The organism is Paraconexibacter sp. (genome assembly GCF_041602235.1).
Taxonomy (GTDB): Bacteria; Actinomycetota; Thermoleophilia; order Solirubrobacterales; family Solirubrobacteraceae; genus Paraconexibacter.
In genome coordinates this window covers 1-13548 of sequence record NZ_JBFIGP010000081.1, presented here as the reverse complement: position 1 = coordinate 13548, position 13548 = coordinate 1, and the positions used below count along the sequence as shown (strand labels likewise).

The 13548-nt window shown below is 72.6% G+C and carries 14 protein-coding genes; 9 read left to right on the top strand and 5 right to left on the bottom strand.

The window, feature by feature from the left end:
- The 8 genes from ABYE80_RS08825 to ABYE80_RS08790 form a co-directional block, all read left to right on the top strand.
- On the top strand, nucleotides 1-607 hold a 607-nt coding region (locus ABYE80_RS08825; RefSeq protein ID WP_372789904.1), incomplete at its 5' end, for a 3-oxoacyl-[acyl-carrier-protein] synthase III C-terminal domain-containing protein.
- Nucleotides 604-1389 carry a 3-oxoacyl-ACP reductase family protein gene (locus ABYE80_RS08820; protein WP_372789903.1) on the top strand — a complete coding sequence of 262 codons (786 nt, stop codon included), beginning with the start codon at nucleotides 604-606 and terminating at the stop codon, nucleotides 1387-1389. The genes ABYE80_RS08825 and ABYE80_RS08820, both read left to right, overlap by 4 nt.
- A gap of 43 nt (nucleotides 1390-1432) precedes the next feature.
- Nucleotides 1433-1684, top strand: coding sequence for a phosphopantetheine-binding protein (locus tag ABYE80_RS08815; protein WP_372789902.1), 252 nt, complete (start codon nucleotides 1433-1435; stop codon nucleotides 1682-1684).
- A complete protein-coding gene (locus tag ABYE80_RS08810) occupies nucleotides 1681-2883 on the top strand; it encodes a beta-ketoacyl synthase (RefSeq protein ID WP_372789901.1) in 1203 nt (400 codons plus the stop codon). Before ABYE80_RS08815 ends, ABYE80_RS08810 begins: the two co-directional genes overlap by 4 nt.
- Nucleotides 2880-4415 (top strand): acyl-CoA carboxylase subunit beta, encoded by a 1536-nt coding sequence (locus ABYE80_RS08805; protein WP_372789900.1) that lies wholly within the window; start codon nucleotides 2880-2882, stop codon nucleotides 4413-4415. Before ABYE80_RS08810 ends, ABYE80_RS08805 begins: the two co-directional genes overlap by 4 nt.
- An 18-nt stretch (nucleotides 4416-4433) precedes the next feature.
- Nucleotides 4434-4985, top strand: a complete 552-nt coding sequence (locus ABYE80_RS08800; RefSeq protein ID WP_372789899.1) for a MaoC family dehydratase — start codon at nucleotides 4434-4436, stop codon at nucleotides 4983-4985.
- Nucleotides 4986-5001: 16 nt separating this feature from the next.
- Nucleotides 5002-5811, top strand: coding sequence for an enoyl-ACP reductase FabI (gene fabI / locus ABYE80_RS08795; protein WP_372789898.1), 810 nt, complete (start codon nucleotides 5002-5004; stop codon nucleotides 5809-5811).
- A gap of 58 nt (nucleotides 5812-5869) precedes the next feature.
- On the top strand, nucleotides 5870-6316 hold the full coding sequence (locus ABYE80_RS08790) for a hypothetical protein (RefSeq protein ID WP_372789897.1): 447 nt from the start codon (nucleotides 5870-5872) through the stop codon (nucleotides 6314-6316).
- Here ABYE80_RS08790 and ABYE80_RS08785 read toward each other — a convergent pair.
- The 5 genes from ABYE80_RS08785 to ABYE80_RS08765 form a co-directional block, all read right to left on the bottom strand.
- Nucleotides 6264-7115, bottom strand: coding sequence for an alpha/beta fold hydrolase (locus tag ABYE80_RS08785; RefSeq protein ID WP_372789896.1), 852 nt, complete (start codon nucleotides 7113-7115; stop codon nucleotides 6264-6266). The genes ABYE80_RS08790 and ABYE80_RS08785 overlap by 53 nt on opposite strands.
- Nucleotides 7112-9214 carry a DUF1365 family protein gene (locus ABYE80_RS08780; RefSeq protein WP_372789895.1) on the bottom strand — a complete coding sequence of 701 codons (2103 nt, stop codon included), beginning with the start codon at nucleotides 9212-9214 and terminating at the stop codon, nucleotides 7112-7114. Before ABYE80_RS08780 ends, ABYE80_RS08785 begins: the two co-directional genes overlap by 4 nt.
- Complete coding sequence (locus ABYE80_RS08775; RefSeq protein WP_372789894.1) at nucleotides 9211-10479, bottom strand: NAD(P)/FAD-dependent oxidoreductase; 1269 nt, start codon at nucleotides 10477-10479, stop codon at nucleotides 9211-9213. The genes ABYE80_RS08780 and ABYE80_RS08775 overlap by 4 nt, the downstream gene beginning before the upstream one ends.
- A 121-nt stretch (nucleotides 10480-10600) precedes the next feature.
- The gene (locus tag ABYE80_RS08770) at nucleotides 10601-12475 is read right to left on the bottom strand and encodes an FG-GAP-like repeat-containing protein (RefSeq protein ID WP_372789893.1); all 1875 of its coding nucleotides are present in this window, start codon (nucleotides 12473-12475) and stop codon (nucleotides 10601-10603) included.
- A 53-nt stretch (nucleotides 12476-12528) separates the two neighbouring features.
- Nucleotides 12529-12960 carry a cupin domain-containing protein gene (locus tag ABYE80_RS08765; RefSeq protein ID WP_372789892.1) on the bottom strand — a complete coding sequence of 144 codons (432 nt, stop codon included), beginning with the start codon at nucleotides 12958-12960 and terminating at the stop codon, nucleotides 12529-12531.
- A 32-nt stretch (nucleotides 12961-12992) separates the two neighbouring features.
- Between ABYE80_RS08765 and ABYE80_RS08760 the strand changes: the two genes are divergently transcribed.
- Nucleotides 12993-13548 (top strand): TetR/AcrR family transcriptional regulator (locus ABYE80_RS08760; protein ID WP_372789891.1); only part of this gene is annotated, 556 nt, incomplete at its 3' end.

Genomic DNA, 13548 nt, shown 5'->3' with positions numbered 1-13548 from the left:
CGTCGGCGCCGACGCGATCCGCGCACGCTTCGTCGACCTCGACGACCGGGCCACCGCCGGTCTGTTCGGGGACGGTTGCGGGGCTGCCGTGCTGCGCGCGGCCGACCTCGAGGAGGGCGATCTCGAGGTCCAGGGGGTCGGCCCGGTCCTGCTGGGCGCGGACGGCGCCGGGGCCCCGCACATCCACGCCGGCCTGGACACCCCGCTCTTCATGGACGGGCACGAGACGTTCAGGACGGCGGTCACGCGCCTGAGCGACATGGCGCTGCAGAGCTGCGCAGCCGCCGGGGTGACCCTGGAGGACATCGACCTCGTCGTGATGCACCAGGCCAACGCCCGCATCACCGCCGCCGTCGGCCGGCGCCTGGGCATCGACGACGACCGCGTGGTCGACTGCATCGAGCACGTCGGGAACCTCAGCGGCGGCTCGATCCCCGTCGCCCTGTCGCTGGCCGCGCAGGACGGTCGGCTCCGCGACGGCTCCCTGGTCCTCTTCGCCGCGTTCGGCGCCGGCTTCACCTGGGGCGGCGCGGTCGCGCGGTGGGGACTCCCGCCGACCACGGGACCGGCGGACCCCACGATCGAGCGCAAGGAGACACCGGCATGAGCATCGCCACGACCGAGCCGACCCCGACCGCGCCGCAGAGCGGCCCCGTCGCGACCAAGGCGCCCGCGCTGGTGACCGGAGGGTCCCGTGGGATCGGCGCGGCGACCGCCCGCGCACTCGCGGCCGCCGGGCATCCCGTGGCCGTCGGCTACCGCAGCGCCACCGACGAGGCACTGGCCGTCGTCGCCGAGATCGAGGCCTTCGGCGGGCGCGCCGTCGCGATCCAGGGCGACGTGCGCGCACCCGGGGCGGAGGCGGCGATCCTCGACGCCGCCGCGGAGGGCCTCGGCGACAAGGTGCTCGTGCTCGTCAACAACGCCGGGATCCGCGTGGACGGCCTGACGGCGCAGCTCGACGACGACGGCTGGGACGCCACGCTCGACACCAATCTCACGGCGGCGTTCCGGTTGACCCGCCGGGCGCTCGGACCGATGCTCCGCGCCCGCTACGGCCGCGTCGTCAACGTCGGCTCGATCGCCGGTCTGCGCGCCAACCCCGGGCAGCCCGCGTACGCGGCCGCCAAGGCCGGCCTGATGGCGTTCACGAGCACCGCCGCGGTCGAGGTCGCCCGGCGCGGCGTGACCGTCAACGCGGTCGCGCCCGGCTTCATCGAGACGGACATGACCTCGGACCTCCCGACCGACGAGATCGCCCGGTCGATCCCGGCCCGGCGCCTGGGACAGCCGCACGAGATCGCCGCCGCCATCGCGTTCCTCGTCTCCGATGCCGCGTCGTACGTGACCGGGACGACCCTGGTCGTCGACGGCGGACTGTCCGCTTGACCGACTGCACCGACCCAACCCACCACCGAACCAGGAGCACACCATGCCTTCCCCCACCGTCACCGCCGACGCCGTCGAGTCCGTCGTCTTCGAGGCCCTGAAGGGCTTCGGCGTCGAGGAGGACCTGCTCAGCCGCGAAGCGGAGGTCGTCGCGCTCGACATCGACTCGCTCGACCTGGCGGAGCTCGCACAGGTCCTCGACGACGAGCTCGGCGTCGAGATCAAGGGCGACGACGTCAAGGGCATCACCACCGTCGGCGACCTCATCGACCGCGTGGTCGCGAAGGCCGCATGACCCGCGTCGTCGTCACCGGCGTCGGTGCCGTCACCCCGCTCGGCGTGGGTGCCGCGCAGCTCCACGAGGGCTGGTCGGCGGCGCGCAGCGGGATCGCCGACGGCGTCGGCGCCTGCACCGACTTCGAGCCGACGACGGTGCTCAGCCGCAAGGAGGCCCGACGGGCGGACCGCTGCACGCAGCTCGCGCTGACCGCGGCCCAGGAGGCGCTGGAGCAGGCCGGATACGCCGGCGGGCTCCCGTACGACCCCACCAGGATCGCCTGCGTCCTGGGCACCGGGATCGGTGGCGTCGGAACGCTCGAGCACGGCCACGACATGCTGCGGGACCGTGGTCCCGGCAAGGTCCCGCCGCTCTCGGTGCCGATGATGATGCCCAACGCCCCGGCGGGGCAGATCGCGATGCACCACGGCCTGCGCGGGGAGTCCTACGGCGTCGTCTCGGCGTGCGCGGCCGGGGCCCACGCCATCGGGGCCGCCATGCGGATGGTGCGGGCGGGGGACGCGGACGCGGTCGTCTGCGGTGGGGCCGAGTCGGCGCTCACCCCGCTCACGCACGCGGCGTTCGCCGCGCTGGACGCGACCTCGCCGTCGGGCATCTCCCGGCCCTTCGACGCCCGGCGCGACGGGTTCGTCATGGGCGAGGGCGCGGGTGTCCTCGTACTCGAGCGCGAGGAGGACGCGGTCGCGCGCGGGGCGACGATCCTCGGTGTCGTCGCCGGGTACGGCGCGACCTCCGACGCCCACCACCTGACCGCGCCGCACCCGGACGGGGAAGGGGCCGCCATGGCGATAGCCCGCGCGCTCATGGACGCTTCGCTGCGGCCGGACGACGTGGACTACGTCAACGCCCACGGCACCTCCACGCCCCTGAACGACCGCGCGGAGACGCACGCGATCGTCCGCGCGCTCGGTGACCGGGCCGGCGAGGTCCCCGTGTCCTCGCTCAAGAGCGCGATCGGCCATCTGCTCGGCGCCGCCGGTGCGGTCGAGTCGATCGCCACGGTCCTGGCGCTGCGCGACGGTGTCGCGCCGCCCACGCTGGGGTGGGAGGAGCGCGAGGAGGGCATGGACCTGGACTACGTGCCGGGCGCGGCCCGGTCGCTCCCCGCACGAGACCGTCCTGCCGTCGCGATCTCGAACTCGTTCGGGTTCGGCGGGCACAACGCGGTCGTGTGCCTGCAGGCGGTCGCCGCATGAGCACCCCAATGCGCGTCGGCATGCCCGAGTCCGCCGTCCCCGTCGGGCGGCCGCTGGCGCCGTTCCCGGCACGGTCGCTGCGTGCTCCCGAGGCGCCGCCGGCACCCGCGGGTGAGACGCCGCTGACCCCGGTGCAGCGCCTGGAGCGCCTCTGCGACCGCGGTTCGCTGCGGGTCCTGCGCAGTGAGGTCCGCTCCCCGTTCACCGACCGGGCCGGTGACGGCGACGGCGTGGCCGTCGGGGCCGGGGAGATCGACGGTCGCCCCGTCGTCGTCTACGCCGAGGACCCGAAGGCCCTCGGCGGCTCGCTCGGCGCCGCGCACGCCCAGAGCATCTGCCGGGCCCTCGACATCGCCGAGCGCGCGCAGGTGCCGGTCGTGGGACTGGTCTCGAGCGCCGGGGCGCGGCTGCAGGAGGGCCTCGCCGCGCTCGCCGGGTACGGCGAGATCTTCCACCGCATCGTGCAGCTGTCCGGCGTCGTGCCCCAGCTCAGCGTCGTGTGCGGGCCGAGCGCCGGGGGCGGCGCGTACGCGCCCGCGCTCACCGACCTCGTGATCATGACCCGGGAGGCGGCGATGTTCCTGACCGGCCCCGGTGTGGTGCGCGAGGTGATGGGTGAGGACGTTGACGCGGCCGGACTCGGAGGGCCGCGCGTGCACTCCGGCAACGGCGTCTGCCACCTCGTGGGCGATGACGAGGCGCACGCGGTGCAGTTCGCCCGGCGGGCGCTGTCGTACCTGCCGTCGGTCGCCGGCGGGCCGCTCCCGAAGCGCCCCTACTCCTGGGACGCCTGCGATCCCGGGCGCCACGTCCCCGCCGAGCACCGCAAGGTCTATGACGTCCGGGACGTGATCGCGGACATCGTCGACCGGGGCTCGATGTTCGAGCTCGCCCCGCGGTGGGCCCGCAACATCGTGACCTCCTTCGCGCGGATCGAGGGATCCCCGGCCGGGGTGCTCGCCAACCAGCCACGCCACCTCGGCGGCGTGATCGACGCGGACGCCGCGCAGAAGGCGGCCCGGTTCGTCCGCACCTGTCACCTCTTCGGCCTGCCGCTGATCGTGCTCGTCGACACGCCGGGGTTCCTGCCCGGGACCAAGCAGGAGGGCGCCGGCGTCATCCGCCACGGCGCCAAGCTCGTCCATGCGTTCGCCGAGGCCGACGTCCCGAAGGTCACGTTCGTGCTGCGCAAGAGCTACGGCGGAGCGCACATCGCGATGAACTCCGGCGCGCTCGGCGCGGACATGACGTTCGCCTGGCCCGACGCCCAGCTCGGCGTCATGGGAGCGCCCCAGGCGGTGCAGTTCGTCAACAAGCGCGAGCTCGCCGCGGCCGGCGATCCGGTCCGTGCGCGGGCCGTCCTGGCGGCCGCCTACGAGGAGGAGCAGCTCGACTCCCGTGTCGCCGCGACCGGCGGCTGGGTAGACGAACGCATCGAGCCCCGGGACACGCGCGACCGCATCGCCTGGGCCATGCGGCTCCTGGCGACCCGGACCCGGACCCCGCCGCGTGCCCACAACGTCCCGCTCTGACCGACCCGGAAGGCCCCGATGACCGCCCGATTCCAGCGAGCAGCACCCCAGCAGGCACCGTGGTTCGACGACCTGACCGACGGCGACGTCGTCCCGGGCCGGGGACGCACGATCACCGAGGCCGATGTCGTGTCGTTCGCGACGCTCACCGGGGACTTCCACCCCCAGCACGTGGACGCCGCCTGGTCGGCCGAGCAGCGGTTCGGGGAGCGGGTCGCGCACGGGATGCTGGTCGCCTCCTACGCGATCGGCCTGCTGAACCTGCCCTTCGAGCGGATCGTCGCCCTGCGGCGGGTGAAGGACCTCACGTTCAAGCGCCCGGTCCGTCTCGGCGACACGATGCGGGTCGCCGCGACCGTCGAGAGCCTGCGCGAGCTCGACGACGAGGCGGGCATGGTGGCCTGCCGGGTCCGCATCGTCGACCACGAGGAGCGACTGATCGCGCGGATGGTCGTCGAGGTGCTGTGGCGCCGCGAGCCCGGGGTCGCCGGTGCGACCGGCCCCGAGGAGTCGACCTCCGCTGCGCCGGAGGTCCCACCGGCCACCGCCTTCGTCGCGATCCCCTTCTAGAGACCGGAGACCCGAGATGCTCAACGGCAAGAAGCTGCTCGTCACCGGCGTCGTGACGAAGAACTCGATCGCGTTCCACGTCGCGCGGCGCGCGCAGGAGCAGGGCGCCGAGGTGCTGCTGACCGGGTTCGGTCGCACGCGGCGCATGACGGAGCGCGCGGCGTCACGACTCCCGCAGCCGGCCGACGTGATCGAGTTGGACGTGACGAGCGCTGACGACCTGGCCGCCCTGGGCGGCGAGATCGACGGTCGCTGGGGGCACCTCGACGGCCTCCTGCACGCGGTGGCGTTCGCGCCGGGGGACGCGATCGGAGGCAACTTCCTGGATGCGCCGGTCAGCTCGACGCTGACTGCCTTCCACATCAGCGCCGTTTCCCTGCGCGACGTCACGGTCGCCCTGCGCCCTCAACTCGCCGCCGCGCCGTCCGGTGGTTCGGTCGTCGGCCTGGACTTCGACGGAACGGTGGCGTGGCCGCACTACGACTGGATGGGTGTCGCCAAGGCGGGGCTCGAGGCAGTGACGCGGTACCTCGCCCGTGATCTCGGTCCCGAGCGCATCCGCGTCAACCTCGTCGCCTCCGGCCCGATCGAGACCCTCGCCGCGTCGGGCATCGACGGGTTCGACCAGCTCGCCAACACCTGGGAGCAGGCTGCGCCGCTGGGCTGGGACACCACGGACCCCGAGCCGGTCGCCGACGCCGCATGCTTCCTGCTCAGCGACAACGCCCGGGTCGTGAGCGGTCACGTCCTGCACGCCGACGGCGGCGCGCACGCGGTTCGCGGGGTGGGCGCGGCCGTGCCCGCGGAGGTCGCGGTCCCGGCCTGATCCCGGTGGCGGGCACACCGGTTGTTGACGTGCCCGCGATTGCGCGTAGGCTGCCGGCATGTCCCGTCGCCTGCTGGTGGTCGTCCTCGTTGCAGCGTTCGGTGCTTCGACCGCCGCGGTCGCGATGGCGGCGACGAAGGGCGCCGGTTCGCCCACGTCGGCGGTTCGGCTGCACTACCGCAACATCCATCTCGGTGAGTTCAAGACGGCCTGGGATCTCCTGACTCCGGCCGCCAAGAGGAAGCTCGGCCCGTACTCGAAGTGGAAGAAGGGGTACGGCGACACCGGTCAGGTGACCGTGTCCGGCCTCAAGCGCAAGGGCAACACCGTGCGGTTCACGCTCACCGCCTGCCGCGCAGGCGGCCGCACGGGCACGATCGAGGAGATGTTCTCGGTCAGCTGGCCGACGAAGAAGTCCAGGAAGCGCTGGTACCTGAGCACCGGCTTCAAGGTCAAGAAGACCTCCCAGGAGAGCGTGCAGCGCTGCATGCTGCCGTTGCCCTGAGGTCGAGGTCCGCGGCTCGGGTCCGGAGCCGGGTGCTGTCACTTCCCGACAGCACCACCGCCGCGGTCTGCCGGGCGTCGTCGAGCATCGGCAGATGGCCGCAGCCCTCGAGGACGAGATGGCGCACCGGTCCGTGGATCGCACCCGGTCGCGGTCGTGTGACCATCTGGTCGTGCTCGCCCCATCCGAGCGTGACGGGCACGCGGATGTGCTCGCCTCCCTGGAACCAGTTGGCACGCATCGCCCGGTTCGTCGCCACGAAGGCGGGGGCATCGGCGTAGGCTCGGACGACGCCGAGGGCGTCCCGGGCCGGGACCTCGTCGGGGCGGGCGACGATCCCGCTGAGGGCTGCTCGCCGGCCGAGCTCGGTGCGCATGAGCGCCGGGAGCACGGGACGCAGTCCGCGGGCCAGACGGTGCATGACGAACGGCTTGGGCGCCAGCGGCCCGCTCCACAGGCCGGCTGTGCACAGGCCCGTCACCGAGGCGACGGTCCCGCGCTTGCCGAGCTCGAGCGCGACCCAGCCGCCCAGGGAGTTCCCCGCGACGTGCGGGCGGTCCACACCGAGGGTGGTGAAGAACGCGTCGAGCGCCTCGGCGATGGCCCACGGCGTCGGCTCGATGTCGTCCGGCAGCGGTGCGGAATCCCCGAACCCGGGGAGGTCGACCGAGATCACCTCGCGCTCGTCCCTCAGGTGTTCGACGACCTCGCGCCAGACGCGACGTTCGCCGCCGAGTCCGTGCAGAAGGACCAGCGGCGGTCCGGAGCCCGTGCGGTCGAAGGCGACCGGGCCGGTCACGCGACGTCGCGCTCCTGCGCGGACCACGCCGGGACGGGCAGGCGGGTCACGGTCTCGTCCGGTCGCGCGCGCAGCAGGCTCTCGCTCCGGAAGCGCGGCTTGGCGAGCAGCACCTGCACGTCCTGGATGCGGCGCTCCGCGAACCCTCCCTCGCAGTACGCGAGGTAGAGCGACCAGATCCGCTGGAACTTCTCGTCGTATCGCTCGGTGTCGAGGTCGCCGGACGCGACGGCCTGCTCGAACCGCTCGCGCCAGGCGGCGAGCGTCGTGACGTAGTGCGGCGTGATGTCCTCGAGCTGGACGTTGCGCAGGTCCGTGTAGGACCCGACGCAGCGCTGGATCTCGCGCACCGACGGCAGGCAGCCGCCGGGGAAGATGAGCTGGTTGATGAACGACTTCGTGGCCTTCTCGACCTCGTAGGCGCGGTCGTCGATCGTGATGGCCTGCAGCAGCATCAGCCCGTCGGGCTGCAGGAGCTCGCTGCAGCGGCGGAAGAAGGTCGGGAAGTCCCGCCACCCGACGGCCTCGATCATCTCGATCGACACGAGCTTGTCGTACGTGCCGGTGAGCAGCCGGTAGTCCTCGAGCAGCACGGTGATGCGGTCCTCGAGGCCGGCCTCGCGGACGCGCCGGACCGCCAGGGCGTGCTGCTCCTTGGAGATCGTGGTGGTGGTGACGCGGCACCCGGTGCGTCTCGCGGCGTGGACGGCGAGCCCGCCCCAGCCGGTCCCGATCTCCAGGAGATGATCCTCGGGGCCGAGGTCGAGCTTGTCGCAGATCCGGTCGAGCTTGCAGAGCTGGGCCTCGTGCAGGGTGGCCGTCGGGCTGGGGTAGACGGCCGACGAGTACATCATCGTGTCGTCGAGCATCAGGCCGTAGAGGTCGTTGCCGAGGTCGTAGTGCGCGGAGATCTGCCGCTTGGAGCGGTCGATCGTGTTGCGCTTGGCGCTGGCCAGGGCGTTCTGGACCGGACCCAGGACGGGGCGCAGGCGGCGGCGGTACTGATCCCCGCGGTGGATGTTCCGCGCCGCGATGCGCACGACGCCGACGAGATCGTCGGTGTCCCACCAGCGGTCGCGGTAGCTCTCGGCAAGCCCGAGGCTGCCCTTCAGCAGCGCCCGGTAGGCCCGTTCGTCGTGGATCGTGACCGTGCTGCGCAGCGGCGAACCGGTGCCGTCCAGGAAGGGGTCCCCGACGGTGGTCGAGCCGTGGCGGTCGACGAGCGTCAGCTCGCCGTCGCGGATCCAGTGCCGCAGGAGTCGGTGCAGGACCGTGCGGGTCCGGGTCGGTGTCGTCGTGCTCATGGGTGGGCTGGCCTGGCTCTCGAGGGGGGAGTCGGGATGGGCGTGGTAGGGGGCGCCCTTGAGCTTGAGCTTCAGGGCGTTGCTGTAGATGAGTGCACCGGTGCGTGCGCTCTGGAGGGGGAACCGGGTCAGCAGGCGGCGCAGCGTGGCGCGCGTGAGCGCCTCGCGGCGGAGGTTCAGGGTGGCGTCGAAGGCATCGCCCCCGTCCGCCGTCGCCGTGCTCTGGATGTGCACGCTGAGCGTCGGCCCGGGAGCGGTGAGCCGGAAGCGGTAGCGCTGGTCCATGCCCATGAGCGGGGAGACGTGGAAGACCTTGTCGAGCTCGACGTCCACGACGCGACGCCCGGGGCCCGTGTCGCACGCGGCGACGTAGGCGTGGCGCTCGTTCCACGGTGTGTTCTCGACGTCGGCGACGATCGCCCGCAGGGTCGTGCCGTCGGGCGCGAAGCAGAAGTAGAAGCTGACGGGGTTGAACGAGCGGCCGAACGTGCGCGGGGTCGTGAGGACCCCGATGGGCCCGTCCGGGCGCACGCCGATCCGGTCGGCGACCAGATCGCGGACCGCGGTGTCCAGTGGCACGGCGGGGTCGCCCAGCAGGTCCCGTCTGGACACCGCTCCCGGGGTTCGGGGGCGCCGCGAGGACCACAGGGGGGACGCCTCGTCCAGGACGCCCTGCTCGAGCTCACCGAGGTCGAGGTAGAGCATGCCGACCTCGTAGGTGAAGGCGTGCTGCACCGGGCTCTTGCGACGGTGGCGGACGGTGCCGCGGTAGATGGCGGATCGGTGCGGGCTCACGCCGGGACGACGACCTCGCTGCGGCCGACGTGCTCCAGCGCCTGCAGCGCGCTGAACACGCCGTCCTCGTGGAACCCCCAGCGCCAGTACGCGCCGGCGTAGTGGGTGCGATTGCGGCCGCTGATCTCGCCGTGGCGGGCCTGGGCGGCGACGCCCTCGGTGGTGAAGACCGGGTGGGCGTAGTCGATGACCTCGATGATCTTGGCCGGGTCGATCCGCTCCGTGAGGTTCAGCGTCACGCAGAACTCGTGGGGCGCGTCGAGGCCCATGAGGTGGTTCATGCCGTAGGTCACGGTCGCTCTGTCCTTGGGCGTGCCCAGAAGGTGGAAGTTCCACGCCTGGCGCGCGGCGCGGCGCCGGGGCAACATGGCCTCGTCGGTGTGCAGGACGGCCTCGTTGGGCTGGTACGGGAAGCAGCGCAGCAGCTCGCGCTCGGTCTCGGTGGCGTCCGCGCCGAGGATCCGCAGCGCCTGATCGGCGTGACAGGCGAAGAGGACCTCGTCGAAGCGCTCGGGCTCGCCGCCCTGCGGCGTGACCTCGACGTGGGTGTCGAAGCGCTGCACCCGCGTGACCGGGGTCTCGATGCGGACCGGGCGTGCGAGGCGCTCGGTCAGGGCCTCGACGTAGCGCTGGGAGCCGCCCTCGATCGTCATCCACGTCGGGCGGTTGCGGAAGCTCAGCATCCCGTGGTTGGCGAAGAACTGCGCCATGAAACGCACGGGGAACGCGTCGAGCTGCTCGGGCTCGGCCGACCACACGGCGCTGGCCTGCGGGACGATGAGCCGGTCGCGGAAGGAGTCGGAGTACCCGCCGCGGGCGAGGAACTCGAGCAGGGACAGGTCCCCGCGAGCGTCGGTCGGATCCGCCACGATCGCGGTGAGTTCCCGGTTGAAGCGCAGCAGGTCGCGGATCATGCGCAGGAACGCGGGGCGGACCGCGTTGCGCGGCTGGCAGAACAGACCGCGAGGGGTGCCCGCGTACTCGAAGTCCTCGTCCTGCGCGGTGACCGAGAACCCCATGTGCGTCTCGCGGCGAGCCACCCCGAGCTCGTCCATCATCGCGAGGAAGTTCGGGTACGTGTGGTCGTTGCAGACGATGAAGCCGGTGTCGACGTCCCACGCGCCCCGGTCGGTCTCGACGTGCACCGTGTTCGTGTGGCCACCGACGTAGGAGCCGGCCTCGAAGACGGTCACGTCGTGACGCCCGTCGAGGTGGTGGGCCGCTGTCAGACCCGAGATGCCGCTGCCGATGATCGCGATGTCCATTACCGATGTGTTCGTGGCACAGCGGCGTTCGGATCAGCGAACGGCGGCGCGTCGGGCCGCGGCCTGTTCGGAGGTTCGTGCCGGTCACCCCCGTGGAGGAGGGAACCTGCACGACCTTCCGTCAGCGCACCAGGACGGAGCGGCTCGAGGTGCTGGTGTTGCCGGCGGCGTCCGTGGCCGTGACCCGCACGACCAGGCGCAGACGGCGGTTGCGCACCGCGGTCACGAAGCGCTTCGACGGCTTGAGGACGAGTGAGCGCCGGCCGCTGCCCTGCGGCAGCGATCGTGAGCCGATCTCCAGATCCCCCAGGGCGGCCTGGAACACGATGGCCTTCTTGCGGCGCACCACCCGGGCGGCCAGGACGCCGCGCACGCTGGCGGCCTCGTCGGTCTCGACGGTCAGCCGAAGGCCCTTGCGCCGGAAGCCCGCGCGGGTGATGCGGGACGACAGCCCCCGCAGCGTGATCCGCGGGCCCGTCGTGTCGGGGGGCGACGGGCTCCCGGCTGGGACCGGGGTCCCTGTGGCGGTCGGCGGCGGCGCGGAGGCGCCGGACCCGCTCAGCGCGACCCGGAACACGTCGCCGTTCTCCGGGACCGCCAGCTCGGCGCCGCGCGAGCCGGCCGCGCCCGGCGCGAAGCGCACGCTGACCGTGCACGTGCCGCCCGTGGGGACCTGGGTGCCCGCGCAGGTGTCGCCGGCGATCGCGAACTCGCCGGCCTGGGGACCCGTGATGCTCGCGGTACCGGGCCGCACCGCCTGCGGCGCGGTGTTGGTCAGGGTGAGGACCGTCTGCGTGACGGCAGCGCCGACGGCGACGGTCCCGAGGTCGGCCGCCGTCCGGTCGGCCGTCATCGCCGCTCGCGACAGCAGCACGTGGAGCGTGTTCTGGGTGTTGGACTGCAGGTACAGGAGGTCCGGGCGACCGTCGCGGTTCACGTCGGCCGCCGCGAGGTGGGACGGCGCGGGCGACGTCGCGAACGGCGCGCCGACCATCGGGCGGAACGCCGCGGCACCGTCCCCGACCAGCACGCTCATCGTCCCGGCATCGAACGCGGGGAGCGCCAGGTCGAGGGCTCCGTCGCCGCCCAGATCGACGAGGCGCGGCTGGAAGGGGGTAGGGACGCGGAACGGAGATCCGGTGACGTGGCTCAGCGCCCCCGCTGGGGAGGTCCGCATCACGGACACGACCTTGTCCAGCGAGGACCCGTGGGCCAGCACGACCTCGGGCCGGCCGTCGCCGTCGAGGTCGCCGGCCACGGGCCAGCCGCCGTACGAGGTGCCGGTCGCGAACGGTGACCCGACGGCGGGCGCCAGGCCGCCGCTGCCGTTGCCCAGGAGCACCGGCGTGCTGGGGCCGCCGCTCTCGTAGACGACGTCCAGGATCGAGTCGCTGTTGAGGAGCCCGAGCGCGATGCGGTTCCCTCCGCCGGTGAACGGCGACCCGGGGGCGCTCGCGAACCCGCCAGAACCGTTGCCCAGCAGGACGTGGGTCGCGTTGGTGACCGTGTGCACGATGTCGAGCTTCCCGTCGCCGTTCATGTCGCCCAGAGCGACCCCCCGCGGGTTCGCGCCGCCGAGCGGCGAGCCGGGAGCCTGCGTGAACCCTCCCGCGCCGTTGCCGAGGAACACCTGCACCCCGCCGGCGTTGTTGACGTCCGCGGTGACGATGTCATCGATGGCGTCGCCATTGATCCGGCCGACGGCGGTGGTGAAGGACCCAGACCCCGGGATCGTTCCCGGCGCGGGCGTGAACGTGCCGTCGCCGTTGCCGAGGAAGACCTTCGGCGGGCCGCTGAACCGTCCCACGACCACGTCGGGATCGTCGTCGCCGTTGAAGCGGCCGGTCTCGACCGTGTACGGGTCCGTCCCGGTGGTCGCGTACGGCGACCCCGGCGCCTCGGTGAAGAGGCGCGTGGCATAGGCGGGGGCCGCGCCCGCGGCCAGGACGCCGAACGCAATCACCATCGCCAGCAGGGAAGGACGTTGGCGCGCCATGACGCGATTGTCCTCCCGCCGTCAAGCGGGTCGCACCAGGCTGCGCGACACGCTCAAAGCGGCTCGCCCGGGAACTGCAGCCCGAACCGCTCGGCCAGGCCGGGGACGCTGTCCGGCTGCATCTCGAGCTCATAGCGCGCGCAGAGCTCACCGAGCACCTCCGGCGAGGCAGCAGTGACACCGCCGAGGTCCACCAGCTCGTCGAAGAACTGCTCGAAGCCTGCTGGAGCGATGATCTCGAGCAGGCGGGCGGGCTCGTCACCCGCGTTCCAGAACGTATGCCACTGATTGCGCGGCTTGAAGATCAGGTCTCCCGGACCACCCTCCACGACCTCATCGCCGAGAAGGGCGCCGACACGCCCCTCCAGCACGTAGCTGTATTCGTCCTCGCGAGTGTGGCGGTGCAACGGAGCTGCCAGCGCCCGGGGGCCCATCGGGTGCTCGACGAGCGAGAAGCCGCCCGTGGTGGTCGCCCCGTCGATCATGAACCACCCGCGCGCGGATCGTCGAGAGCGCCGTGAAGCTGCACGGGACCCTCGGTCCGTCGCGCACGTCGATGAGCGCCTTGGCGCAGGAGGCCGGCGTGCAGCGGTCCACGCTGTACCGGCACTTCCCCGACGACGACGCGGTGTTCGCCGCCTGCTCGGCACACTGGACGGCGCGGAATCCCGCTCCTGAGCCCGGCGACTGGATGGCACTGGACGATCCGGACGCGCGGCTGCGGCGGGCCCTCGAGCTGCTCTACGGCTACTACGGGCGGACCGAGGGCATGCTGAGCAACCTGGTGCGCGACGAGCCGCTCATGCCGCTGGTCGCTCACACGTTCCGTCCGTTCCGGACCTACGTCGCCGACATCCAGGACGGCCTGGTCCGCGACCGCCGGCTACGTGGTGCCCGGCGGCGACGCGCACGCGCCGCGATCGGTCACGCCATCGACTTCACGACGTGGCGCTCGCTCGTCCGCGAGCACGGACTCGCCGACGCCGACGCCGTCACGCTCATGTGCGAGCTCGTCCGGGCGGCGGAGGCGCCGACCCGACCGCTCAGGCCATCGAGCGCCCGACGATCTCCTT